Raw genomic sequence first — 23,897 nt, forward strand, 5'->3', positions numbered from 1 at the left:
TTTAAAGAAGGAATAATGAAATAATAAGATGAATTTATATTAAGATATGATTTTTTTTGAAAGGATAACGATATGAAATATATATTAGATAGAACGTACGCAAAAGAATTACTCGTATGGGCATATGAACAAAACCCGGGCCCTTGGTTTGAACATTCACTACATGTTGCTCAAGCAACTGAAAACATAATTATAGAACTTATAAAAAAAGGGTACAAGCTAGATGCTGACATAGCATATAATGCTGCCCTTTTGCATGATATCGGAAGATACAAAGGTTTTACCAAATCGGTCATTCATTCCTATGATGGTTATATGTATATGAATGATTTAGGGTATACAGGAAACGCTGTTATTTGTGTGACACACTCATTCCCATGCAAAAATGAACATATAGATATCGCAGCGGAGTGGAGTCTCGTTCCTCACCATATGAAAAGCCGGTTAGTTGCAATATTGAATGAACATAGTAACTACGACTTATATAATAAAGTAATTACTCTTTGTGACGCTCTTGCTGACGCAGATGGCTTTACTACGCTGGAAAGAAGATTAATTTCCGTTGGTTTGCGTCATGGTACAACATCTCATACATCTTTACATTGGAAAGGGTTTTATGCGATTAAGAAAGAATTAGAAGCTTTAATCGGTAAGAGTATATACACAGTTCTTCCTGATGTAGGAAAATCTATTTATGAAGATATAGAATATTAAATTGAATACAAATTGAAAACGATAAAAATTGAACCCATCCTAGATAATTTTTATACTCAAATTTAATTTCACATAAAAAACGTTTTAAACATAAAGTTTAAAACGTTTTTTATTCAATGCTTTTGATTTTTCAGTTCTGTTAAACACTCTTGCACTAAAGTTACCGCTTGACTCATCGCAGCTCCGCCAGCAAATGCTGCTGAAACACCACATGCTTCCAGAATCTCTTTATCCGAACATCCTTGATCAAGACAACCTTTTGTATGATAAATTGTACAATACTCATCTTGCGTTGCTAAACTAATTCCTAATGCAATAAGTTGTTTTTCTCTTTTTGTTAAAGCACCCTCTTGAAAACAAGCTTGCGTGAACGCATTATATGTCTCAGCGATTTCAGGAATTTGATTTGTAAAACTACCTATACCTTCTTTATAATGATGTAGAATATCATTTATCGAACTATGTTGCTCATGTTCCATCTTATTCCCTCCAGTCATATTATCCATACCTATTGTAGTATGCGATGAAATGGAGGCAATATACCCTCTTTTAAATTAAGAATTTTCAGTTAATTTACGTTATAATTTTAAATTATCATCTACAATAACTTTTTCTCTAGAACTTTTTCTTTCAACCTCTTTACTTCTTTCTTCCCAAAATGTTAATCCTTCAATCCCCACATTTTTAGGATTAAATACTGGATCTTTCCCTTCTTTTTTCTGCGTTTCATAGTCTTTTAACACTTTTAATGCGATTTTACTTAATAATAGAATCGCGATTAAGTTTAACCATGCCATACTACCGATTCCTAAATCTCCGAGATTCCATAAAAGCGACGCTGATTCAACACTACCGATGTAAACCATAATTAAAAATCCAAATTTTAAAACTGGTTTTAACCAGCCATACTTCAATTGACGATCTAAATAAGTAAGTGTCGTTTCAGCGATATAGTAATAAGCGAGTAACGTTGTAAATGCAAAAAAGAAAATTGCAATTGAAATAAATATTGGACCAAACCCTGTCATCACAGTTTCAACTGCTTGTTGCGTATAAATTGGACCTGCTTCCACATTTCCTATGTTTTTTACAATAGCGCTTTTCCCTTCAGGTATAACATTATACATACCTGTAATTAATATCATAAGAGCTGTCGCTGTACATACGACAATTGTATCGATATATACGGAAAACGCTTGAACTAATCCTTGTTTTGCAGGATGCGATACTTCAGCAGCAGCCGAACTATACGTCGCTTCTCCGACACCAGCAACGTTTGAAAATACAGCACGTTTTACACCCCATGCAATAGCTGCACCAACAATTCCACCAAACATTTCATTTACACCAAATGCGCTAGAGAAAATTAAAGCAAACATACTTGGAATCTCCGTTACATTCGCAATTAATATGATACATGTAACAATTACATAACCAATTGCCATAAATGGAACAAGCATTTGAGAAACGCCAGCAATTCTCTTTACACCACCAAAAATAATTGCCGCTAGTAACACGACTAAAAATATACCAGTTATATATTTGTTAATACCATTAGAGTTTTCGAATCCAACTGCGATACTACTAGATTGAATACCTGGTAATAACATGCCATATGAAAGTGTTACAACTACCGCTACAATGACTGCAAACCATTTCATTTTTAAACCTTTCTCAATGAAATATGGAGTACCGCCGCGATATTCATTCCCTACTTTACTTTTGTATACTTGAGATAATGTTGATTCAACAAACGCACTCGCTGCCCCTAACAAAGCCATTACCCACATCCAAAATACAGCTCCAGGCCCGCCGAAAGCGATCGCTGTCGCTACCCCTGCGATATTACCAATTCCAACTCTTCCTGATAAGGCTAAACAAAATGCCTGAAAAGATGATATTCCCGTCTCTGAACTCTTTCCTTCAAATAATAGTTTAATCATCTCTTTAAAATAACGAATTTGCAAAAAACGTGTTGCAATCGTGAAATATACGCCTGCCCCTAATGCAAAAACAACTAAACCGATACTCCACACTTGCCCTACTAACCATTCTACTAAATTCTCCATCCAAATCCCCCTTATCATTCTTTGGAAAAGCAATTTTGTATATAAGAAAACGGACAACTATTATCAAACTTTCTAGTTGTCCGCATCTTTCATTATTTCATCCCTCAATTTTTGTCAGTAAAACACCCTATTACTTTATATTTACCCAAACACTTTTCACTTCTGTATAATTATCAAGCGCATATGAACCTAATTCGCGGCCAATACCAGATTGTTTGTATCCACCAAATGGTGCAGCTGCATTTTCTAAGTTATAATCATTAATCCACACTGTTCCTGCTTTTAATTTATTTGCCACTTGATGACCCGTTTTGATATTTTGCGTCCATACACCCGCAGCAAGGCCATAAGATGAGTTGTTCGCTCGTTCAATTACTTCTTCTGTCGAATCAAATGGAAGTACAACAACAACTGGTCCAAATATTTCTTCCTTAACGATTGTCATATCGTCTGTAACATCTGTGAATACAGTTGGTTTAACGAAATAACCTTTTTCAAGCGCACGTTCGCCACCAGCCGCCACTGTAGCACCTTCTTTCTTCCCTTGCTCAATGTAATGTAACACACGCTCTTGTTGTTTCTTAGATACGAGTGGACCCATTTCCGTTCCTTTCTCCATACCTGCTCCAAGTTTTACGTTGTTCGCCATTTTCACAAGTGCATCTACTACAGTTTCATAATGTTTACGATGAACAAATACACGTGATCCTGCGCTACAATTTTGACCGTGATTATACATAATACCTTGGAATGCACCATTAATTGCTTCTTCCAAGTCCGCATCTTCTAAAATGATATTTGGTGATTTGCCGCCAAGCTCTAACGTTACATGCTTAATCATTTCTGCAGACTGACGCATAATATACTTTCCTGTAACAGTAGATCCTGTAAAAGCAACTTTATCAATGTCATGATGATTTACAATTGCTGCTCCTGCTTCAGGACCAAAGCCTGGTACAAAGTTTACAACACCGTTTGGAAATCCAGCCTCTTTAAAGAGTTTTGCTGTATATAGTAAGGATAAAGGTGTTTGCTCTGCTGGTTTTAATACGATCGTACAACCTGTCGCCAGTGCAGCTCCCATTTTCCAAGAAGACATAACGAGCGGAAAGTTCCACGGAATAATCTGACCTACAACACCTACAGGTTCATGTCTCGTGTAATTTAAGTAATCTTTTGAAATTGGGATTGTTTGCCCAATAATTTTTGTAGCCCATCCTGCGTAATAACGATAATTTTCTACAGTCGCTGAAATATCATCATCAAGTGCTACTTGATATGGCTTTCCATTATCTAAAGCTTCTAGTTGCGCTAATTCTTCTCTATGTTCTTCAATTAAATCTGCTAACTTATAAATAAGATGCGCTCTTTCAGCAGTAGTCATTTCTGCCCACGGACCAGATTTAAATGCAGATCTTGCTGCTTTTACTGCAGCATCAATATCCTCTTCTTGCGCTTCACATACGACTGCTAGAACATCTTCTGTTGCTGGATTGTATGTTTCAAACGTCTTTCCGCCAATAGCAGAAACAAATTCGCCATTAATAAACATTTTAATTTCTTCATTTAAAAACGCTTCCACTTTTGGTTTCAGCTCAATATTTGTCTTTAACATTATGTTCTCCTCCTTATTTAAACAGCTGCATGAGCTGCAATATTTGATAAAATCGTTTGAAGCTTTTGATCTTCGTCAACAGTTAATCCTAGTCTTGGATAGCGAGAAGGTCCTCCCGCTTGCCCATGTAATTCCATGGAACGTTTAACGATTTGAACATATTTCCCTGATCCTTCAAGAAACTCGCAAAGTGGTAAAATAGCATCGTTTATTTCCCACGCCTTTTCTAATTCACCATTTTGAAAATGCTCATACATTTTTGTAACGAGACCGGGAACGATATTTCCTGCTACTGAAACCCATCCCGAAGCACCAACTAAATATGATTCCATAACTAAATCTTCAGAACCACAGAAGACTTGGAAAGCCCCTTCACTTTGTCTTACTAAATCTCTCGCTTTTCGAATATCTCCGCTAGATTCTTTAATATGTGTAACATTTTCACACTCTTTTCCAATACGGAGCATTAGCTCTGTACTCATATCGACACCAGAAGTAAATGGGTTATTGTATAGCATAATTGGTATATTTACAGAGTTTGAGATTTCTTTAAAATGAAAATAAATCTCCTCTTCCTTCGGTTTACAATAGTAAGAGTTTATAATTAATGCACAATCCGCTCCGTGCGCTTCTGCATGTTTCGTATATTCAATTGTTTCTTTTGTGGTCTCTGCTGCAGTTCCAACAATGACTGGAATACGGCCATCAATTTCTTTCAACACAGTTTCTACCATTTTAAATCGTTCTTCTTTTGATAAACTTACAAACTCTCCTGTACTTCCATTAATGATAATACCTGCAACCTTTTGTTCGATAAAGTAATTTACATTTTGTTTTACCCCATCCCAATTAATTTCCTGAAATTCATCCATCGGTGTTATTAATACTGGAAATGCCCCTTTAATTTTTTGCATATTTATCTCTCCCTATCACATTTTATTTTAATAAGAATCCTGCCGGAAACGGATCCGTAGGGTCTAATAGAAACGTCTGCATCCCTGTAATAAATCCTCTACTTTCAAAACGGAAAATGTATCCTAGTTCCTCCTTCTTCACTTTTTCCACAGTTATAAAACTATTAAATATACTTTCATTTTTAAAAGGTTTATCCGCCATATAATCATTTTTAAATAATGCATGAACATAGGAAACGATAGTAGAAACAAAACCTGGCGAACGTACGATAAAGTTATCTTCATGAAATGTAATCGACTTTATATGGTTCTTTTCTTTTTGCGAAGGATCTACTAAAATAAGCCTTTTTATTAGCGACTGTTTTTGTATAGCCTGCAGTGTAGCTTCTCCCCATCTTTTCAATTCTGAAATGTTTTCAACACGAATTTCTGGCGAATACGCACCTTTTTCTACAACTGCATATACTTTATCTGCTTGTATGAGAGAATAACTTACATTACCAACCTGTAAATTTTCCTCAATCAAATAGCAAAGTTTGCTTTCAAACGAAACAGATATAACTTCATCATTCTCTACATACGCATGAACTAAAAATATTCCAGATAACGTTTCAATTTTGTATTGATTGGACTCTCTCTTTTTTAAATACCCACTTTCGAGTAACATCGTTATTACCGCAACAATGCCCCCATAATGAAGCGGAATCGAACCTTCATAATTAAAAAATAATACAGCTGCATCCACTTCATTATGGATAGATGGAACAACAATACACCCATTCAAACCAATAAAACCACGTGGTTCATTTAATAAAAGCTTCATCTCTTCTGCTAATTCACCTGAAAATTGTTCATTTAATTGCTCCAAACTGTAGTAGTATTTGCATGGTACGTCTTTCATTACACGAAATGCCTCGCCATTTACATGTACGTCTACTGCTGTATACATTTTTTGAATGTTCATTTTATATCCTCCGTTTCATGTTCCATCGGCGGAATTAGCAAAAATCCTTCTTTGAGTGGATCCATTTCATTGTAAAAAAATTTATGCATACCCATAAGCCAAGCTGATCCCGTAATTTTCGTTATGACAGCTTCAATATTTTCAACATGTGTCGTATTCACGACATATCCTTTAAATAAAGAACCAACGATACTCTCATGAATGAACTCTTCACCAATTTTGATTTCTTTCTGAGCGTATAATACAGCTAGCTTCGCAGATGTTCCTGTACCGCATGGGGATCGATCTATTCCGCCTGGTGGTACAACAACTGTATTTTTCACATGCGCACATTCATGAGTAGCATCTGTATAAAATTCAACATGTGTTAATCCTCTAATAAACGAATACTCTGGATGAATGATTTCAAACTTCTCATTAATTGTGTTTCTTATATGAATCGCCTTATCGATGATTGTAGATGCATTTTCTGGTACTAATTCTAGGCCTACTGACTTCGCATCAATAATGGCATAAAAATTCCCTCCATACGCAATATCAGCCTCTACAGTTCCAATGTCTTTAACTTGTACAGTAATATTTTTCAATAAAAAAGCTGGTATGTTACAGAAAGATACCTCTTTTGCTTTTCCATCTTGAACAGCAATATCTACTTCCACTAAGCCAGCCGGGGTATCTAGTTTTAAAGAAGTAATCGGTTCAACTACTGGAATTAAACCTGATTCAACTAACGCTGTACATACACCGATTGTATCGTGACCGCACATCGGTAAGTATCCACCTGTCTCTATGTATATAACACCTATATCAGCCTCAGGATGACATGGGTCTGTTAATAATGCCCCTGACATTACATCATGACCACGCGGTTCATTCATTAACAATTTTCGAATCCAATCATATTCCTTTTTCATATGTAACATCTTCTCTGCCATCGTCTCTCCAATCAACTTTGGAAGTCCGCTAATTAATGTCCTCGTTGGATTCCCGCCCGTATGTGTATCAATAGTCGTAAAGACTCTTTGTGACCTCATCCGTTTAACACCCTTTCTGTAAAACGACTCAAACGAAGTGGTTCAATAGGAATAATTGTCTCCTTTTCATTTAATAACTCTTCAATTACTTTCCCAGTAACTGCTGCAAGACTAATCCCATCCCCTTCATGTCCAGCGGCAATGAAATAATTCGGAATATGTTCCACTCGTGAAATAATCGGCAAATGATCTTCTGTCCACGGACGTAAACCAGCGTAAGAACGAATTACCATCATATCTGCCATTTTCGGATAAAAGCGAATCGCTCTATTTGCGATACATTTAATGACTTCATTGTTTATTCTCGTATGAAACCCTACAAATTCACGACTACTTCCAATTAAGAAATTTTGACTTTCAGTAGGCTCAAATACGAGCGCAACCCCGTATTTTTCAGTTAAAACATCTACTTTTCTTTTTCCGCCAAATTTAGAAATTAAATAACCGAATTCCATTACTTTACGGCACCCTACATGTTGTTGCCTTGATGCTACTATAATATGCCCTTTTCTCGGTTCAATTGGTATATTTATATCCAACATCTGACCAATCTTAGGAGCCCACACACCGGCTGCATTTACAACTTGTTTTGCTGTAAAAGTACCATTCGTAGTTTCTACAACAAATGAACCATTCGTCTCTATTTTCATACTCTTTACTTCGGTCTGCTTAAAGGCTTTTGCGCCAAACTTTTGTGCCTCTGACAGAAGCGAGAAAGCAAGGAGATATGGATTCACAGTTGAATCCGTCGCACATTCTAAACCGCCTAATAAATCATCAGCAAAAAAAGGCGACTCTTCTCTTATATCTTGCCTATCAAGCATTCGAAACGGTAATCCAGCTTTTTTTTGCCGATTTACCCATTGCTGTGCAGCCTCCATCTCTTCGTCTGACTCACATACGAGAATACTTCCTGGTGCCCTATATTCAAATGAATGCTCTAATTCTTCACTTAAATCAGTTACTAATTTTTGACTTACTAAAGACATTTGACTATCAAACCCTGGGTCTTTATCAATGGCCAAAATATTCCCATCACACCGTGAAGACGTCCCGCTGACAAATTCTCCTTTTTCAATGATTGTTACGTCTCTTCCGTATTTTGAAGTGTAATAAGCGATAGAACACCCTATTATTCCACCACCTATAATTAAAACGTCGCAGTGCCTCACAATATACTCCTCCTTTCCCTAAACCTCTCACTTTCTTTTATGCAATTGACGTGCCAATTCTGCACATATACAATTTCTATAAACAATATTTTTATTTGTAAAAATAATTCAAATTTATAGTAAATAGGTGTATTATTTTTTTATCACTGTCAAAATTTTTATACATAACAGGAGGATATTATGGCATTTTCATTTCCGACTATACAAGAGTTTTTGGAAAGTATTTTAATCGATCATACATGTAGCCTTAATCACATTAAGCAAGTAAACGAAAGGTTTTATTATCTCCCTTCTACTACAGAAGAATATAATTGCGCCATTATTTATGTAGATGACTCATTCACTGCACTAATTGACGCTTTTTCTTATGAATTAGCTGTTATCATCCTTAACGAAAACGATGAGCCGATATGCTGTATAACTTCTCAGCAAATGATTCCATTTCTTTATAAGTCCTACAATGAACTACAGGCATTTTATGACACCGTAATACTAACAACTGACTCTTCTGTTACAGTCATTGATAGTAAAGAATGCGTTCGAACTTGGACAGATGGTGCTGAAAAAATATTTTCAGTCAACCATAATGAAATTATTGGGCAACCGATTACTCGTTTTTTTGATTATAAAGACTTGGAAATTTTACAATCTTTACATGATGGAAAAAGCATAGTCGCTCAGTTCCATCAGCCTCGTCCCGATTTATTCGTATTAATTAATTCAAATCCAGTTTATTGTAATGATGAAATTATAGGAGCAGTCGTTTCAGAAACAGATGTTACAAATCAAGTCGCTTTAAATGAAAAACTATTTAATATGTCACATGAAATGCACCGTTTAGAACAAGAAGTGGCAAAGTATAAAGATGAATCTGACCCTTTCCTTGCGATGAATGGAAAAAGTCCTGTTATACAAAGAACGATACAATTAGCTAGAAAAGTTTGTTCGGTGAAATCAACTGTTTTAATACTTGGGGAAAGCGGAGTTGGAAAAGAAGTATTTGCGAAAGCAATTCATGAAGCAAGTGAAGCAGCGAAGGCGCCTTTTATTTCGATTAACTGCGGGGCAATTCCAGAAGCGTTATTTGAAAGTGAATTATTCGGTTACGAGCGTGGGGCGTTTTCTGGAGCTAATAGTAAAGGGAAAAAAGGTAAAATTGAACTCGCACAAGGCGGTACTTTATTCCTCGATGAGATTGGCGAAATGCCGCTCGATATGCAAGTAAAACTGTTACGTGTACTACAAGAACGAAAGTATTACCGAGTTGGCGGAGAAAAAGAAATTAATATTGATTTCCGCATTATCGCTGCTACAAATCGGGATTTACAAGAAGAAATGAGAAAAGGAACTTTCCGAGAAGATTTATATTATCGTTTAAATGTAGTTAGCCTGCATATTCCACCGCTGCGTGAAAGACGAGAGGATATTATCGAACTCACATACTCATTCTTAAACGATTTTTCGATCAACTATAACCGACCAATTCGTGACCTACCTTCAAGCATTATGCATGAACTGCTTCATTACAATTGGCCAGGTAATATTCGCGAACTTCGAAACGTTGTTGAACGACTTGTGGTATTCGCAACAGACGGAATTATAAAACAAGAATATTTACCATTTCATACGACTGAAACTTTAGACAACCATACAGCTCATTCCCTATTACTCAGCAACAATAATACAATCCTTTCTTTACAAGAAGAGATGGATGAGCATGAGAAAAAAGTTATTGAAAGGGCTTTACGAATTTTAAATGGGAATAAATTAGAATGTGCAAAACAACTTGGCGTAACAAGGGCTACTTTATATAACCGTTTAAAAAAACTTGGACTTCAATAAAGAAGCAGTATGCACCGATTAGGCGTTTACAGGTAGCTCTCTCCTTCCTCTATATTGGCATGATTTTTGCATATATAATTTGTGCAAACCGAACTAGAGGAGGAATACACATGACAAATAAAAACAACTTAATCGTTTGTCGTTGTGAAGAGGTTACATACGGACAACTTCAATCGACAATTGCTGAATATAACTGCTCGGCAAGAGAATTAAAACTAAGAACACGTGCTGGCATGGGATTTTGCGGTGGTCGTACATGCAGAATAATGATAGATCGAATGATTGAAAATGCGAATCCTGACGTAACTCTTAATGAACTACCGTTAAAATATCAACCACCAATACGTGCAGTTACTTTTGGATCGGTAGGTGAAAGTAAATGAGTAGAATTACACATCACCCTATTTTAGGTACTTTACAAAGTAGTGAGCGTATTACTTTTCAATTTAACGGTCATCAATACGAAGCATATGAACATGAAACGATAGCTGCTGCCCTGTTAGCAAATGAAATACGGACATTAAGAGTTCATGAAGATAGCGGGACACCGCGAGGTATTTATTGTAATATCGGGCACTGTTCTGAATGCCGCGTAACAGTAAATAATCAAACAAATGTACGTGCATGCTTAACTGTTGTAGAAGAAAACATGGTTGTTGAAAGCGGGAAACAGCATCCGAATATCGTGAGAGAGATGGTGAAAAAACGATGAGTGATGTAATTATCATTGGTGCAGGACCAGCGGGATTATCTGCTTCTATCTCTTGTGCTCGTTTCGGACTAAAAGTGCTCGTTATTGATGAATTTATGAAGCCGGGTGGGAGATTGTTAGGACAGTTGCATCAAGAGCCTACTGGAGAATGGTGGAACGGAATAGAAGAATCGAAGCGACTTCATGAAGAAGCAGAATCACTTTCAGTACATATTAGGTGCGGTGTTTCGGTCTATAATTTAGATAAAGATGAAAACAATTGGTTTGTACATACTAATATCGGTACGTTAGAAGCACCGTTCGTACTACTTGCTACTGGTGCTGCGGAATATTCTATTCCCCTTCCAGGCTGGACACTTCCAGGAGTGATGTCAATTGGAGCAGCTCAAGTTATGACAAATGTTCATCGCGTGCAAGTTGGAAAAAAAGGAATCATTATTGGTGCTAACATTTTGTCTTTCGCCATTTTAAGTGAATTGCAATTAGCGGGAATTAAAGTAGATCATATTGTACTCCCTGAAAAAAGCGAGTTAAGTCAAAAAGCTGGTGAACCTGAAGAAGTTTTAAACTCTCTTTTAAATGCAGCACATCTCGCTCCTTCTGCTATTTTACGAATAGGTAGCCACTTTATGAAATATGATTGGATTCGAAAAGCTGGATTAACATTCTATCCAAACAGCGGAATGAAAATAAACGGAACGCCACTTCACCTTCGGAAAGCAGCTCTTGAAATTATCGGAACAGATCAAGTTGAAGGTGTACGTATTGCTAATATTGACTCTAAAGGAAATGTTATTAATGGATCAGAGAAAATATATGAAGCAGATTTTGTTTGTATTGCTGGGGGATTATACCCACTTGCCGAACTTGCAGCTGTAGCCGGTTGTCCCTTCCATTACATTTCAGAATTAGGCGGACACGTTCCTCTCCATTCTGAAACAATGGAAACTCCTCTTCCTGGTTTATTTGTAGCTGGCAATATTACAGGCATTGAAAGCGGAAAAATTGCGATGGCGCAAGGAACAGTTGCAGGTCTATCTATTGCTAAATATGCAAGTAAAAAACGTGATATAGTCGACCAACATTTATCTCACGCCATTCAAAACGTTCACTTTGTTCGTCAGAAAGCTACAATTCAGTTTAATCCGATGGTAGATATCGGTAGACGAAAAATGAATGATTTATGGCATAAATTCCAAACAAATGATAAAGATTTCTATAAACAACAAGAAATTATTTAATAAGACTTATTTGTCAAAAAGCTCCCCTTATCAAAAACATAAGGAGAGCTTTTCAAATTATTTCACTTCAATTGTCCAATCACCATCAGCTTGAATAGTAAATATATGTATACCGTTTTCTTTTACAGGCATTTTTTTTGTAGTATCAGCGTTTCCGATTTCGTTAAATAAAGTGTTATCATTTAGATGAACGATAAAATTACTTTTCCCATTATTATGTACCCCATGAAATTCTTTTAAACCTTTTTCTAATTTTACAAATATAACATCACTACCATGCCCACTTACTACCCCTGGAGTCGTCACTACTTTATCCATCGGAATAGATTGAGACATATTAGCACTCCAGTGTCCGTCTGCTAGTGCATCAATGAAATACTTTCCACTCTCTTTTATAACAACTAATTTTTTTTGTTTACCATTTCCAATAAAGTTAGAAAGTGTTCCCGCATCATTTCCCTGTTCATCTTTCAAATGAAGGATTGCATTACTTTTCCCTGTATGTTCTACATCAGCAATTACAAAACCAGATTTCAACTCAAAGAAATCAGATGAATTTTTACCATCTCCTTCTATTGACACATTATGGTCTTGTGATAACTGTTCTACTGTACTTGCTGATTTTACTTCCTTAACTTTTTGATTTGCTGTGTCAGTTTTTTGTTCTACACTCTTCTCCATTTTCTCTTTCGCCTTTACATTCTTTGTTTCTTCTGTTGAATTACAAGCAGTTAAAGATAAACATACCGCAGCAATTGTTGCTAATAATTTCTTTTTCATAATATCCTCCTATTAATATAAAACATTCTTAATAAGAATAACATATTTTTACCAATTCATCAGTTTATTAAAAATTGAATTTTATCCTAAAATAGGAAACATACTAAAAATAGAAATTAAAATAAAAAACTGCTAGAGCATAAAGCCCTAACAGTCTTATTGTTCATCACTATTAAATTTCGCTAATGCGTAAATACCTTCTTCATCATCTAATTCAAGTAGTAATCTCGCTGCGAATGAATTGACATTATATTCTCTGTCAAGCAATAAGCGTAATGCTTCGATTAAGTTTGCTTGAATTAAAATTTGCTGGCGACCATTTACCTCTACTTCCGCAGAGAAACCGTAGTCATCGTCATACATGAGTTCAACTAACACTTCTTCTGGACCCACTTGTCTTTTTTCAGCTATATATACGCAAAGCGCATTTATTAATTCTTGTTCAGAAATTTTTATTGTTTCCATGCTACTTCATCTGCCTTCTTTTTACGTTGGTCTTTGAAGTATTTAAATGCACGAACTGCTAACATTACGATACCAGCCATTACTAACATATTTACCACAAACGCTAATACAGAACCAAGAGCTCCCATATTTGCAAATAAGCTACCCATTAGTAAACCACCAAGACCACCTAGTAATAAACCTTTCATAAAGCTTCCTTTATTACTTTTTGGTGCTGTGTTTGTTGCTTTCGTTTTTGAATCTGGAGTCGTTTTTTGAGAATTTACATTTGAGTCTTTTTTGTTTAAATCAACTTTTGACTTTTGACCTGAACTTGGTGTAAATGATTTTTTACCAGATTTGTAACTTTTCGCTGCCGCATGATCTACGAACATAAAGCTGCTAGCCCCAAAGATAACCATAAATGCTGTCATTACTGCTACAAGTTTTTTCAACATATTATATCCATTCTCCTTTTATATAGATATATGTGAAATCTATCTTTCTAGTAAATTCAGAATGATAGATTTGTTTTTAAGAACATTTTAAAGGTTCTTATGAACTTATTATATGAACTTTTGTCGAAATATGCAAGTATTATTTACTTCCGACAGTTTGGTGACAAAGGAAAATTTAAGCAAAACAGAATTGACTTTAAATGAAACAAAACATATTATAAGTTCATAAGAACTTTTTATTATTTTGGAGGTGAAAAGATGGAAACATTTCATCTCACACGAAACGAAATGGCTACCCTTCTTCTATCACTAAGAGGATGGAATACGAAAAAGCCTCTCGGTATTTTACAAGAAGCTTGGGCAAAGTCACATAAAAAAGATATTGAAAGCGGACAAAGCGTTACAGCTTTTATTACTACCGCACTTTCACCTATTTTTGAAAAGCTGATTAAAATTGACGATACTGATGTCGGTTTTTCTTTAAATGAAATAGTTGCGCTTGGCAATCAGATTGAAAACACAAGTTTCTCTGTAACTGCTATGCAAAACTGGGTGAAACGAGATATAAAAGAAATGATTGGCTCTCCTCAAAAAGGGAAAAAATATTCAATTGAACAAGCAGCCTTACTATTTATTGTCGAAGATTTAAAAACAGCACTTGATTTTGAATCCATTCGTAAGCTATTACGCCTTATTGTAAATGACCCAGCCGATCGAAGTGATGATTTAATCAATCCTGTTCATTTATATGTAGCATACTCTTCTCTATTTGAAGAACTCAATCAAGGGAATTGCTTACAATTAAATGCAACAGATACCGTTCATACAATTGAAAACATCGTAAAAGAAAAAGCTGATAAAATCGCAAGCAAGTTCGATCAAATTAATAACGAACAACGCGAAGCAATTCGTAACGCTATTATTATTGCGACCCTTTCTGTACATACCGCATATGTACAAATGTTAGCAAAACGTTACGTAACAGCAACTTTATTTTTACAGAACTTAGATGTGAAGCCTTAAAAAAATAGGAGCAGAAATGCTTCTATTTTTTTATGAGAAATTTTTAATAACCTTTTCATTAACCCTTCATGAAAACGCGGCTTATATCCTTTACTATAATACTTATAAGAGACATAAAAGAATTGAAATAGCAATCCCCTATGTAAATAAGGTATAATCTACATATAGTGAACCTTTTATGTCATTAAATAAATGGTTCTTATACTCAAAAATTCATAAACTAGAAGGTGCAACAATGTTAAGTAGTTTTATTCATTCAGTATTAACGTTTTTTGAAGGATTAGGTTATTGGGGCATTATGCTTGGACTTATGATTGAGATTATCCCAAGTGAAATTGTCCTTGCTTATGCAGGATACTTAGTATTCAATGGAAGTATCTCATTTATAGGTGCTGTTGTATTCGGTACAATTGGCGGTGTTATTGCCCAAATCTTTATTTATTGGCTTGGACGATACGGCGGACGACCTATATTAGAACGTTATGGAAAATATATTTTCATACATAAAAAACAAATAGATGCTGCAGAAGATTGGTTTAATCGTTACGGAACTGGCGTCATTTTTACAGCACGCTTCATTCCAGTAGTGCGTCATGCGATTTCAATTCCTGCTGGTATTACAAAAATGCCTTTACTACGTTTCACTACATTAACAGCACTCGCAATCATCCCTTGGTCCATCATTTTCATTTATCTAGGTGAAAAACTAGGCGAAAACTGGGAGAATATAAACGATATTGCTGGTCCGTATGTGAAATCATTTGCAATTGGTGGCGTCGTACTTATACTTTTATACTTCGTTATAAAAAAATGGACAAAAAAGCGCAAAAATCTTGCTTAAGAATATAATAAAAACCGCTATAAATTCATTCGGAATTATAGCGGTTTTCTATTTATATATGAATTAATCTCCAGGAATTATATAACACCTTTCCATCTACATTTACATGGATAAGCAACCATTCGATCATTCCTTTCGTATATTATCTCAAAAAGGAGTGATTCCCCTATGCATTGGCAGCAAAAAATACCATACTTAATCGGACGCCCTATCGGTATTTCCTTCATAAATGGGCAAGGAACTTCAGGTGTATTATGTTCAGCGCATGATGGGCAATTATATGTGTATGAATACCTTTATCAAGCCCAGTTCGCAATGAAACATTATGATTATAGACAGGTTCAAGATATACATGCATTCCCAAATTGTCCTCACCAAAATCCTCTATACTAAAAAAATCGGAACGGCTCATAGCCATTCCGATTTCTATACTTTATTTCTCAGAATAAAATTTCTGCACTGCTTCATCAAAATAAATCCAACCTTTCCAGCCTAAATGAATCGTATCTTTTAAGAAATACTTATCATATTCATGACCAGAGAAATCAACTACTGGATATCCTGCTTTCTCAACCTGTTCTCGAACTTTATTATAATACACTTCACGGCGTTCTTTCGGGAAGCCAGTATAATCATACCAAGGCCCATTTACAGGTACAGAAATAAAGAGTGGTTTGACATTTTTCTCTTTAAATAAATCTAAAATAATTTGTAAATCATCATATTCTGGTGATTCATCATATGTTTCATTTGCTCTAAAGTTTTTTAAACCTTTTAGTTTTTTCTTCAGATTATTCTTATGATAATACGGATTTTCAATTCCGAATGTATTTGTAGTAGACTCAGCTTTCCCTTCTTGTTCTGCGTGTTTACGTGCGTCTTCCCAAGAAATTGAACGAAGCCCGCTATTGGTTTTCTCTTTCATCGGTTCGATTTTAAATAAAGAGTTAAATAAATCTCTATGATCTAAAATATTTCGATACATATAAGCAAGTGGTTTAACTAAACCTGCTTTTATGTTATGTTTCGTATCATTATATACAATACCTTCTAATGAATTTTTTAATATATCATCTTCTTGAACAACTTTATAATCTAATAGCCGTTTCGCGATTTGCTTCTTCATTTCTGGATTTATCTCATCATTAAAAATAAAATGATATGCTTGTTGTTTGGAGAAATTATTAGTGAAATCCCCTTGTGAAACACCAGTCTTTGTAAACCATTGTGGTGAAAGAACAAAGACTACTTTTTTACCTTCTAATTCATCCATAGTAGATGTCATATTTAAAATATGAGCTAAACTTTGTGTACCGCCAGTTCCAATTAAAAACGGTGTAAAACCAGCTGGATTTACTTTGAAATAATTAGACGGATGATATGCATCCATTCGTAAAAATTCTGATGAACCGTACATCGGTAAATACTGTGAATTATCTAACATTTTTTGCTGTAAGAAAGCACTTTGTAATTTCTCTTTTTGTAAAGAAGTTGCCGCATCTTCTACCTTTTTATCACTAATAAGCGATACCAAACTTTTCGATGGGATTAGAATGATAATGAAAAACAGCACACACGCTAAAATTATAGGACCAAAAGCATGCTTCATTTTCATCTTCTGTCCCTCTTTCTATCGTTATTAACTTGTAACCCTTGTTTTTGACACGTCATCTTTTCTCTCCTTTTTCTCTATACATGTTCCATTCTATTTATCTATTATATACATGTATGTATTTCCTTCCTTGTTCTATTAAGCCCTATATAAATAGCGCCAGAAAATGTTTCCATAGAAACACGTTAATTATACAAGATTCTACATAAATTTCACACTGGAATTTTAGTAATAATTTTATTTTTAAGTCGTGAAAAAACATATGAAATGTCTATATTTCATTCGGAACTGTACAAAAAACAGACTATCACACACGTGAAGTCTGTTTCCCCATTCTTTTATTTTTGTACATCTGCCCATTTTAAACTTGTAGATGGACCAAATTGATGTACATATAAATCTTTCACATATGGTTTTTGTAAGTAAGATAATCCACGCTGGAATACCGGTGCAATTACTGCATCATCAAGTAGCATTTTTTCAGCATCTTGCATTGCTTTCCAGCGAGCCTTTTCATCATTACCTAATTCTGTTTTAATCTTCTTAATTAACGCATCATATTCTGGGTTTGCATATTCTGTATTATTAACACTGCTTCCAGAAAGGAATACTTCTAAGTAAGTCATTGGATCTGGATAATCCGGTAACCAGCGTGATAACGACATTTCATATTCTTTCTTCTTCTCAAGTGCTAATTTTTGCGTATGTGGCTGTAATTTCACATTCACTTTTAATCCAGGTAAATTTTTCTCAAGCTGCTCTTTAATGTACTCTCCGACTTTTTTAAAGTTTTCTAAGTCATAATTTAATAGTTCTAACGTCACTTCATTTGTACCTGTCTCTTGTTTTGCTTTCTCCCAATATTCCTTCGCCTGTTTTACATTCGTCTTATTAAACTCACCAGCCGTACTTCTAAAATCTTTCTTATCTGGGCCTTTTAAGAATCCTTTTGGTACGTAATAATTTGCAGCAACCGAACCATCATTTAAAAATGAATCTGCGAGTCCTTTCTTATCAAAAACTGTACTTAGCGCAAGCCTTGCATTTTTATTTTTAAGAATCGGTACATTTTCATTAAATCGGAAGAAGTACATAACTGGATCTGTGTATTGTTTTAGCTCTTTATTATTTTTATATTTATCTACGAATTCTGTAGAAATAACAGCTCTATCAACTTTATCTGTTTCATATAAATTTACCGCAGTTGAAATTTCTTTTACAATTTGATAGTTTACTTCATCTAACTTCACTTCTTTTTTATCCCAATACTTATCGTTTTTCTTCATTGTAAAGCTAGCTTCATGCTTCCACTCTGATAATGTAAATGGTCCATTATATACCGCTTTATTTGCTTCTAATCCGTATTTATCACCTTGCTCTTTCGCATATTTTTCGTTAATTGGATAGAAGGATGGTAAAATTAATAATTTCGTAAAATACGGTACAGGATGTTCTAGCTCTACGACGAATGTTTTATCATCCTTCGCTTTTACTCCTAATTCATCTAGACCTAGTTGTTTTTTATTTATCTTCTCAGCGTTTTTCACATCGTACGCAATGTATGCATATTGAGAAGCGGTATCTGGATTAATCAATTGCTTCCAAGCGTATACGTAATCATGAGCGGTTACTGGATCTCCGTTAGACCATTTCGCATCACGCAATTGGAATGTATATGTCTTTCCATCTTTACTCACTTCATATTTTTGTACGCCTGCCTCAATTACTTCATCATTTTTCGATAAACGGAATAGTCCTTCCATTACGTTATTTAAAACGTTAAACGAGACTGCATCTGTTACTTTTCCTGAATTTAACGACGGAATTTCACCTATTTCTAGTAACTGCAATACTTTCTTCTCATCTTTCGGCTTTGTTGCAGTTTTTTCTTTTGCGCAGCCAACTAAAAATGAAGAAGCTAATAGAGTACTAACTAATGAGTAACGAACAATTTTTTTCATTTGAAAACCCCCTCTATTTTTAAGGTAAGTAACGACGTGCACCAGCGTATTCTTCTATATATCCTGGTGTATTTAGCGGTATAATCTCTACCGACCTTTCAGCTCTTGGTGAGTGAATCATATTGCCATCACCAATATACATTGCAACGTGATGGACACTACCTTTCCCTTGATCATGTGCAAAGAAGATTAAATCTCCCTTTTGTAAGTTTTCTTTATCAACTGCAATTCCTGCTCTTGATTGCGGTCCAGAATCTCGCGGAATTGTAATGCCGTGCGATTTATAGATCGTATGCGTGAAGCCAGAGCAATCAAATCCAAAACCACTTGTACCAGCCCATATATACGGTAAACCTAAAAACATTTTCCCTGTGTTAATTAAATCATCAGCTGTCGGTTTTGGAATATCAGTTTGAGAACGGTAAACTGTTCCATCATTTTTTCGTAGCCATGCTTTCTGACCATTTGGCAACAATATACGGTATGAAATTGTGTCTTCACTTAATAGCGGCAGTCTTGTATTATAACTGACTTCAAGTGATTTATGTTTTTCAGAAGGATTTATATATAAAATCGCTGTTGGCTTTGTTATTAACACAAAAGGTTCATTTGTTTTATCTGCAAATTCTTGATTATATGTTAATTGCTTTTCAGGCATCCAGCCCGGATAACCTTCTTCATTTCGTGGTGTTGGCTGTCCATGCACTAATACCTTCACCCACTCGCCTTTCTTATCAATAACAGTTACTTCTTGACCGAGTAACGCTTGTGTTTCTAATTTATTTGCATTTGTTAACCATAGTTTCTCGTCAAGTGTCATTGATTTCGTCCATTTCCAAAGATCCACTGGATTTGTTGCACTCGGTGTATCGATTGACCTTAATGAATCAGGTGCTGTCCATAACGTTGCAGCAGATACATCTATAAATGCTTTATTATCCTTCTTTTCTTCAGCATTTGCCGATGTAAACGATGAAAATATAAATAAAGTTGTTAAAAATGCAGTTCCTGCTTTTTTCATATATATCCCCCTTAAAAAAATAGTTTACTAGTCTCTTCTCCTAAGACTTACTATTCACTGTTGATTGAAGGTTTACCTTTGATCCAGAATAAGTCATTCCTTCTGGCTCTTCCATTAACCAAAGCGGTGCATCAAGATCAAAATAATGTATATTAGGATGTGCTGCCGCTAAATGTGCAACAGCGCTAACGGAAAGTGAAGATTCCATCATGCTTCCCACCATACACTTCACACCAGCCGTTTCTGCGATATCTGCAATACGCCATGCTTCACGTATGCCACCACATTTCATTAATTTAATATTAATTAAGTCTGCGTATCTTCCTTGAACGAGCTTTAATGCATCACTTGCTGAAAATATACTTTCATCGGCCATAATTGGCGTTTGCACACGATCTTTGACATACTTTAACCCATCCCAATCTTTCGCGTGTACTGGTTGTTCAATAAATTCTATATTTAAATTACGATTTTCCATCTCTTGAATGATAGAGATCGCTTCTTTTGGACTCCAACCTTGATTCGCATCTAAACGTAATGTCGTATTTCTTGGTACCACATTTCGAATTGCCTCAATACGTTCCAAATCTAAATGCGCCTCTTTACCCACTTTAATCTTTAATGTTTGAAATCCTTTTTCTATATGTTTCTTCGCTTCTTTTGCCATTAATACAGGCTCATCCACACTCACTGTAATATCGGTATAAATTTCTTTCTTCCCGCCTAACAATGCATATAACGGCACATTTTGATATTGGCAATATACATCATATAGAGCGATATCTACCGCTGCTTTCGCACTTGAATTTCCAATACAACTCATTTGAATGCGCTGTAGTAACTGCTGAAACTGAATGATATCTTGACCAATTACACATGAACGCATCGGTCCTAAAATCGCTTCTTCCATTCCACTGGTGAAATCACCCGTAATAACTGGCGTTGCGGCTGCAGCCCCCTTACCAATCACTCCTTCGTCTGTATGAATATAAACATCTATACTTTCAATTTCTGTTACAGTACGAAGGGCGGTTTTAAACGGTGTATGAAGTTTTATACGTCTACGATTTACTTTTACATCTGTAATTTTCATTTCGTTCATCCTTTCGTTCTCCAATGAAGTGAAATCTTAATCCACCGGAGATTTATACCCACGAATTATTAGGTAAACCTATTGAGCATTTATTCTCCTATCTCTCTACTTTGTTTTCGTTTACTTTTGATGTAGAACGATAATGTGAAATAAAAAAATCCAGCCATAAGAATGATTCTTACGGCTGGATTTTGTCTATGATTGAGTAGACAAAGCAGCAATCTGATTATATTTTTTCTGTGCATCTTTTAGCGCTACAAGTAACGCTTTTTGAGAAGAGCCGAAATATCGGTTCTTTACTTCCATTACTAACGCCGGGTCATTTATATTTTTATGTAGAAATAAATATTTAACAAATCGAGATGTTAATGCAATTGTCGCTGAGCAGTCTGCATCTACAATTTCCCCTGTATCCTTAACAAGTACAAATGCTACGAAATAGCTTTTAAACTTTTCAGTAATGGGATTATTTTGAGGTGCTTTCGCATCCCCTACGATATAAATTGTATTTGAAGCGTACACAGCTATCTTCCTTTCTTATACGAGGATAACGGGTTTCTTAATAGTCGTATGAGCGAGGAACTCAACGTTGATTAAAAAATGTATCCGCTTACCTTGTATTATAATATAATTGACAGAATTTTAACAACATTTATTTTAGTGCATATTCCATATTTATGCAAATACCTTAAACTCTTCATTTTTACAATATGTGATTGTTCCTTGTACCATGACATTCATACATAAAAAACTGCACCTCCAATTGTTAGACGGTGTCTAACAATTGGAGGTGCAGTTCAATGGCTAACTGTTTTTTTATTACTTTGGCATCACAAATATAGTTTCATTTGACTTAGAAAATTGATACTCTTTTCTCGCAAACTTCAAAATTTCTTCTTCATCGTCTGTTAAATTTTCTATGTTAGTCTTTAAAGAACCTTTATCTTTCTTTAAAGATACTAATTGTTTCTTTTGATCCGTAATCGTATCTTTCTTTTTATCAATTACTTCTTGTTGTTTCGTTAAAATATATTGAACGTACAGAGTAGTTGCCGCAATAAAAAGGACCATTAAAATAAGACGCCTTAACTTCTTTTTATTTATCTTACGCTTGTCACTAGGTTGTGATGATTGTTCTGGTATATTAGGAACATTTACTCGTTTGAGTTTCCTCATTCAAATCCCCCTAACCCATATTTTTCACTACCATCGGCACGTTTTCTTACTAAACTAAATTCTATTCTTATAAAATAAACTCCTTCACAAAAATATCCCATAAATTAACCAATTAAAGATAGCATTCGACGACATTTCTACATTTACACCGTTTTTTTTTATACATGCTGCTATAAAATAGTAGTTTCTGTAATTCTTTTTCTACTATTGTAGAAGAGTTTTTTTACACACAAAATTCCTTCCCCACATATCCATGTTATAACATGCTTACAAGGAGGGGAAATATGCATTACCGCACATTAGGTAAAACTGGAATAACTGTTTCTGAAATAGGTTTTGGGGCATGGGCAATCGGTGGTGATGAATGGGGACCTGTTAACGATATACAATCTATAACTGCTATAAAAAAAGCAATTGAGTGTGGTGTGAATTTTATTGATACTGCAGATGTGTATGGTTTAGGACATAGTGAAAAGTTGGTGGCTACCGCGATTAAAGGACATCGTAATGATATTATCCTATCAACGAAAGGTGGTTTAATCGGACACCACTACGACCCTAATGGAGTTCCTGTATATGATACTCCCGAAAAAATCATCGCCGTATTTGAAACAAGTTTACAACGTCTTCAAACAGATTATATTGATCTTTATTTTTGTCATATTTGGTGGCATAATCGTAGAGAAACAGAAGCATTTCTACGTGCATTTGACATATTAAAACGTGATGGAAAAGTAAGGGCAGTCGGTGTTTCGACTCATGATTTACAATACATTCATCATTTCAATAACAACAACGAAATTGATATCGTACAACTTGATTACAATATATTAAATCGAAAACCAGAAAAAGATATATTACCATTCTTACAAGAGAAAAATCTAGGAGCTGTTATTCGTGGTCCATTAAAAATGGGCATTTTAACTGGAAAATTCACAAATAAAACAATTTTTCCAGATGGAGATTTACGCAAAGAATGGCCAAATGAAACTTGGTTTCAAGAAGACTTACAAACCGTAGAAAAACTTCGATTGCTCTCAAATAAAAATCAGACCCTAGGGCAACTTGCACTTCGCTATGTACTCTCTCATCCGGCAGTAAGTGTTGTAATTCCTGGTGCCAAAACCGGAATGCAAGCACAAGAAAATGCAAATGCATCTGTTCGCCCTATTTTGAGTGATGAAGAGCTTAACTATATTCATTCAATATAA

25 protein-coding genes are annotated in these 23,897 nt (G+C 35.1%); 9 read left to right on the plus strand and 16 right to left on the minus strand.

Going from position 1 to position 23,897, the window contains the following annotated elements; genetic code table 11:
• Positions 1-72 precede the first annotated feature (72 nt).
• A complete protein-coding gene (locus N2V79_RS13730; protein WP_242806267.1) occupies positions 73-714 on the plus strand; it encodes an HD domain-containing protein in 642 nt (213 codons plus the stop codon).
• A 113-nt stretch (positions 715-827) separates the two neighbouring features.
• Here the strand turns inward: N2V79_RS13730 and N2V79_RS13735 are convergent, their stop codons facing one another.
• From N2V79_RS13735 to N2V79_RS13765, 7 genes are all read right to left on the minus strand, one after another.
• Positions 828-1,220 carry a carboxymuconolactone decarboxylase family protein gene (locus tag N2V79_RS13735; protein ID WP_001999958.1) on the minus strand — a complete coding sequence of 131 codons (393 nt, stop codon included), beginning with the start codon at positions 1,218-1,220 and terminating at the stop codon, positions 828-830.
• Between the two features lie 72 nt (positions 1,221-1,292).
• Positions 1,293-2,783 carry an alanine/glycine:cation symporter family protein gene (locus tag N2V79_RS13740; protein WP_006920613.1) on the minus strand — a complete coding sequence of 497 codons (1,491 nt, stop codon included), beginning with the start codon at positions 2,781-2,783 and terminating at the stop codon, positions 1,293-1,295.
• 130 nt (positions 2,784-2,913) lie between these two features.
• Complete coding sequence (locus N2V79_RS13745) at positions 2,914-4,398, minus strand: aldehyde dehydrogenase family protein (RefSeq protein ID WP_000920978.1); 1,485 nt, start codon at positions 4,396-4,398, stop codon at positions 2,914-2,916.
• Between the two features lie 17 nt (positions 4,399-4,415).
• A complete protein-coding gene (gene dapA, locus N2V79_RS13750; protein ID WP_001169449.1) occupies positions 4,416-5,312 on the minus strand; it encodes a 4-hydroxy-tetrahydrodipicolinate synthase in 897 nt (298 codons plus the stop codon).
• Between the two features lie 22 nt (positions 5,313-5,334).
• Positions 5,335-6,276, minus strand: coding sequence for a proline racemase family protein (locus N2V79_RS13755; RefSeq protein WP_098853081.1), 942 nt, complete (start codon positions 6,274-6,276; stop codon positions 5,335-5,337).
• Positions 6,273-7,310: a proline racemase family protein gene (locus tag N2V79_RS13760; protein WP_069355759.1), complete on the minus strand. Its 1,038-nt coding sequence runs from the start codon at positions 7,308-7,310 to the stop codon at positions 6,273-6,275. The genes N2V79_RS13755 and N2V79_RS13760 overlap by 4 nt, the downstream gene beginning before the upstream one ends.
• Positions 7,307-8,482 carry an NAD(P)/FAD-dependent oxidoreductase gene (locus tag N2V79_RS13765; protein WP_088023693.1) on the minus strand — a complete coding sequence of 392 codons (1,176 nt, stop codon included), beginning with the start codon at positions 8,480-8,482 and terminating at the stop codon, positions 7,307-7,309. Before N2V79_RS13765 ends, N2V79_RS13760 begins: the two co-directional genes overlap by 4 nt.
• A 180-nt stretch (positions 8,483-8,662) precedes the next feature.
• On the opposite strand from N2V79_RS13765, the gene N2V79_RS13770 reads away from it, so the two are divergent.
• The 4 genes from N2V79_RS13770 to N2V79_RS13785 all read left to right on the plus strand — a co-directional run bounded on the left by N2V79_RS13770 (position 8,663) and on the right by N2V79_RS13785 (position 12,277).
• Complete coding sequence (locus tag N2V79_RS13770) at positions 8,663-10,324, plus strand: sigma-54 interaction domain-containing protein (RefSeq protein ID WP_088023696.1); 1,662 nt, start codon at positions 8,663-8,665, stop codon at positions 10,322-10,324.
• 110 nt (positions 10,325-10,434) lie between these two features.
• Positions 10,435-10,707, plus strand: a complete 273-nt coding sequence (locus N2V79_RS13775; RefSeq protein ID WP_000182619.1) for a (2Fe-2S)-binding protein — start codon at positions 10,435-10,437, stop codon at positions 10,705-10,707.
• Entirely contained in the window at positions 10,704-11,036 is a 333-nt protein-coding gene (locus N2V79_RS13780; RefSeq protein ID WP_000087063.1) for a (2Fe-2S)-binding protein, read from the plus strand. Before N2V79_RS13775 ends, N2V79_RS13780 begins: the two co-directional genes overlap by 4 nt.
• Positions 11,033-12,277, plus strand: a complete 1,245-nt coding sequence (locus N2V79_RS13785) for an NAD(P)/FAD-dependent oxidoreductase (protein ID WP_242806266.1) — start codon at positions 11,033-11,035, stop codon at positions 12,275-12,277. The genes N2V79_RS13780 and N2V79_RS13785 overlap by 4 nt, the downstream gene beginning before the upstream one ends.
• A gap of 57 nt (positions 12,278-12,334) precedes the next feature.
• Here the strand turns inward: N2V79_RS13785 and N2V79_RS13790 are convergent, their stop codons facing one another.
• The 3 genes from N2V79_RS13790 to N2V79_RS13800 all read right to left on the minus strand — a co-directional run bounded on the left by N2V79_RS13790 (position 12,335) and on the right by N2V79_RS13800 (position 13,959).
• Positions 12,335-13,057, minus strand: a complete 723-nt coding sequence (locus N2V79_RS13790; RefSeq protein ID WP_242806265.1) for a hypothetical protein — start codon at positions 13,055-13,057, stop codon at positions 12,335-12,337.
• A 156-nt stretch (positions 13,058-13,213) separates the two neighbouring features.
• On the minus strand, positions 13,214-13,522 hold the full coding sequence (locus N2V79_RS13795) for a YxcD family protein (protein ID WP_340719964.1): 309 nt from the start codon (positions 13,520-13,522) through the stop codon (positions 13,214-13,216).
• Positions 13,510-13,959: a hypothetical protein gene (locus N2V79_RS13800; RefSeq protein WP_340719965.1), complete on the minus strand. Its 450-nt coding sequence runs from the start codon at positions 13,957-13,959 to the stop codon at positions 13,510-13,512. Before N2V79_RS13800 ends, N2V79_RS13795 begins: the two co-directional genes overlap by 13 nt.
• Before the next feature lie 258 nt (positions 13,960-14,217).
• Between N2V79_RS13800 and N2V79_RS13805 the strand changes: the two genes are divergently transcribed.
• From N2V79_RS13805 to N2V79_RS13815, 3 genes are all read left to right on the plus strand, one after another.
• The gene (locus tag N2V79_RS13805) at positions 14,218-14,982 is read left to right on the plus strand and encodes a DUF1836 domain-containing protein (protein WP_000447231.1); all 765 of its coding nucleotides are present in this window, start codon (positions 14,218-14,220) and stop codon (positions 14,980-14,982) included.
• Between the two features lie 235 nt (positions 14,983-15,217).
• Positions 15,218-15,823, plus strand: coding sequence for a DedA family protein (locus tag N2V79_RS13810; protein ID WP_000952913.1), 606 nt, complete (start codon positions 15,218-15,220; stop codon positions 15,821-15,823).
• Positions 15,824-15,991: 168 nt separating this feature from the next.
• Complete coding sequence (locus tag N2V79_RS13815) at positions 15,992-16,216, plus strand: hypothetical protein (RefSeq protein ID WP_000558692.1); 225 nt, start codon at positions 15,992-15,994, stop codon at positions 16,214-16,216.
• Positions 16,217-16,256: 40 nt separating this feature from the next.
• Here the strand turns inward: N2V79_RS13815 and dltD are convergent, their stop codons facing one another.
• The 6 genes from dltD to N2V79_RS13845 all read right to left on the minus strand — a co-directional run bounded on the left by dltD (position 16,257) and on the right by N2V79_RS13845 (position 22,686).
• Complete coding sequence (gene dltD, locus N2V79_RS13820) at positions 16,257-17,438, minus strand: D-alanyl-lipoteichoic acid biosynthesis protein DltD (RefSeq protein ID WP_098127586.1); 1,182 nt, start codon at positions 17,436-17,438, stop codon at positions 16,257-16,259.
• A gap of 335 nt (positions 17,439-17,773) precedes the next feature.
• Positions 17,774-19,396, minus strand: a complete 1,623-nt coding sequence (locus N2V79_RS13825; protein ID WP_000725187.1) for a peptide ABC transporter substrate-binding protein — start codon at positions 19,394-19,396, stop codon at positions 17,774-17,776.
• A gap of 19 nt (positions 19,397-19,415) precedes the next feature.
• Positions 19,416-20,417, minus strand: coding sequence for a C40 family peptidase (locus N2V79_RS13830; RefSeq protein WP_340719966.1), 1,002 nt, complete (start codon positions 20,415-20,417; stop codon positions 19,416-19,418).
• A 40-nt stretch (positions 20,418-20,457) separates the two neighbouring features.
• Positions 20,458-21,519, minus strand: coding sequence for a dipeptide epimerase (locus tag N2V79_RS13835; protein ID WP_340719967.1), 1,062 nt, complete (start codon positions 21,517-21,519; stop codon positions 20,458-20,460).
• 186 nt (positions 21,520-21,705) lie between these two features.
• Positions 21,706-22,032, minus strand: coding sequence for a DUF3870 domain-containing protein (locus N2V79_RS13840; protein WP_071732095.1), 327 nt, complete (start codon positions 22,030-22,032; stop codon positions 21,706-21,708).
• A gap of 297 nt (positions 22,033-22,329) precedes the next feature.
• The gene (locus tag N2V79_RS13845; protein WP_001228739.1) at positions 22,330-22,686 is read right to left on the minus strand and encodes an FtsB family cell division protein; all 357 of its coding nucleotides are present in this window, start codon (positions 22,684-22,686) and stop codon (positions 22,330-22,332) included.
• A gap of 284 nt (positions 22,687-22,970) precedes the next feature.
• Here N2V79_RS13845 and N2V79_RS13850 point away from each other — a divergent pair, with 284 nt between their 5' ends.
• Positions 22,971-23,897, plus strand: coding sequence for an aldo/keto reductase (locus N2V79_RS13850; RefSeq protein ID WP_071732094.1), 927 nt, complete (start codon positions 22,971-22,973; stop codon positions 23,895-23,897).

This window comes from Bacillus sp. CH_70 (assembly GCF_038007045.1).
GTDB lineage: Bacteria > Bacillota > Bacilli > Bacillales > Bacillaceae_G > Bacillus_A > Bacillus_A cereus.

Bases quoted from the DNA above. Each gene is read 5' to 3' on its own strand.
- N2V79_RS13735 (WP_001999958.1), bottom strand. From the start codon at position 1,220: ATGGATAATATGACTGGAGGGAATAAGATGGAACATGAGCAACATAGT.
- N2V79_RS13770 (WP_088023696.1), top strand. From the start codon at position 8,663: ATGGCATTTTCATTTCCGACTATACAAGAGTTTTTGGAAAGTATTTTA.
- N2V79_RS13795 (WP_340719964.1), bottom strand. From the start codon at position 13,522: ATGGAAACAATAAAAATTTCTGAACAAGAATTAATAAATGCGCTTTGC.
- dltD (WP_098127586.1), bottom strand. From the start codon at position 17,438: ATGAAAATGAAGCATGCTTTTGGTCCTATAATTTTAGCGTGTGTGCTG.
- N2V79_RS13760 (WP_069355759.1), bottom strand. From the start codon at position 7,310: ATGAGGTCACAAAGAGTCTTTACGACTATTGATACACATACGGGCGGG.
- N2V79_RS13810 (WP_000952913.1), top strand. From the start codon at position 15,218: ATGTTAAGTAGTTTTATTCATTCAGTATTAACGTTTTTTGAAGGATTA.
- N2V79_RS13780 (WP_000087063.1), top strand. From the start codon at position 10,704: ATGAGTAGAATTACACATCACCCTATTTTAGGTACTTTACAAAGTAGT.
- N2V79_RS13730 (WP_242806267.1), top strand. From the start codon at position 73: ATGAAATATATATTAGATAGAACGTACGCAAAAGAATTACTCGTATGG.
- N2V79_RS13740 (WP_006920613.1), bottom strand. From the start codon at position 2,783: ATGGAGAATTTAGTAGAATGGTTAGTAGGGCAAGTGTGGAGTATCGGT.
- dapA (WP_001169449.1), bottom strand. From the start codon at position 5,312: ATGCAAAAAATTAAAGGGGCATTTCCAGTATTAATAACACCGATGGAT.
- N2V79_RS13745 (WP_000920978.1), bottom strand. From the start codon at position 4,398: ATGTTAAAGACAAATATTGAGCTGAAACCAAAAGTGGAAGCGTTTTTA.
- N2V79_RS13790 (WP_242806265.1), bottom strand. From the start codon at position 13,057: ATGAAAAAGAAATTATTAGCAACAATTGCTGCGGTATGTTTATCTTTA.
- N2V79_RS13815 (WP_000558692.1), top strand. From the start codon at position 15,992: ATGCATTGGCAGCAAAAAATACCATACTTAATCGGACGCCCTATCGGT.
- N2V79_RS13845 (WP_001228739.1), bottom strand. From the start codon at position 22,686: ATGAGGAAACTCAAACGAGTAAATGTTCCTAATATACCAGAACAATCA.
- N2V79_RS13830 (WP_340719966.1), bottom strand. From the start codon at position 20,417: ATGAAAAAAGCAGGAACTGCATTTTTAACAACTTTATTTATATTTTCA.
- N2V79_RS13825 (WP_000725187.1), bottom strand. From the start codon at position 19,396: ATGAAAAAAATTGTTCGTTACTCATTAGTTAGTACTCTATTAGCTTCT.
- N2V79_RS13755 (WP_098853081.1), bottom strand. From the start codon at position 6,276: ATGAACATTCAAAAAATGTATACAGCAGTAGACGTACATGTAAATGGC.
- N2V79_RS13835 (WP_340719967.1), bottom strand. From the start codon at position 21,519: ATGAACGAAATGAAAATTACAGATGTAAAAGTAAATCGTAGACGTATA.
- N2V79_RS13850 (WP_071732094.1), top strand. From the start codon at position 22,971: ATGCATTACCGCACATTAGGTAAAACTGGAATAACTGTTTCTGAAATA.
- N2V79_RS13805 (WP_000447231.1), top strand. From the start codon at position 14,218: ATGGAAACATTTCATCTCACACGAAACGAAATGGCTACCCTTCTTCTA.
- N2V79_RS13785 (WP_242806266.1), top strand. From the start codon at position 11,033: ATGAGTGATGTAATTATCATTGGTGCAGGACCAGCGGGATTATCTGCT.
- N2V79_RS13800 (WP_340719965.1), bottom strand. From the start codon at position 13,959: ATGTTGAAAAAACTTGTAGCAGTAATGACAGCATTTATGGTTATCTTT.
- N2V79_RS13775 (WP_000182619.1), top strand. From the start codon at position 10,435: ATGACAAATAAAAACAACTTAATCGTTTGTCGTTGTGAAGAGGTTACA.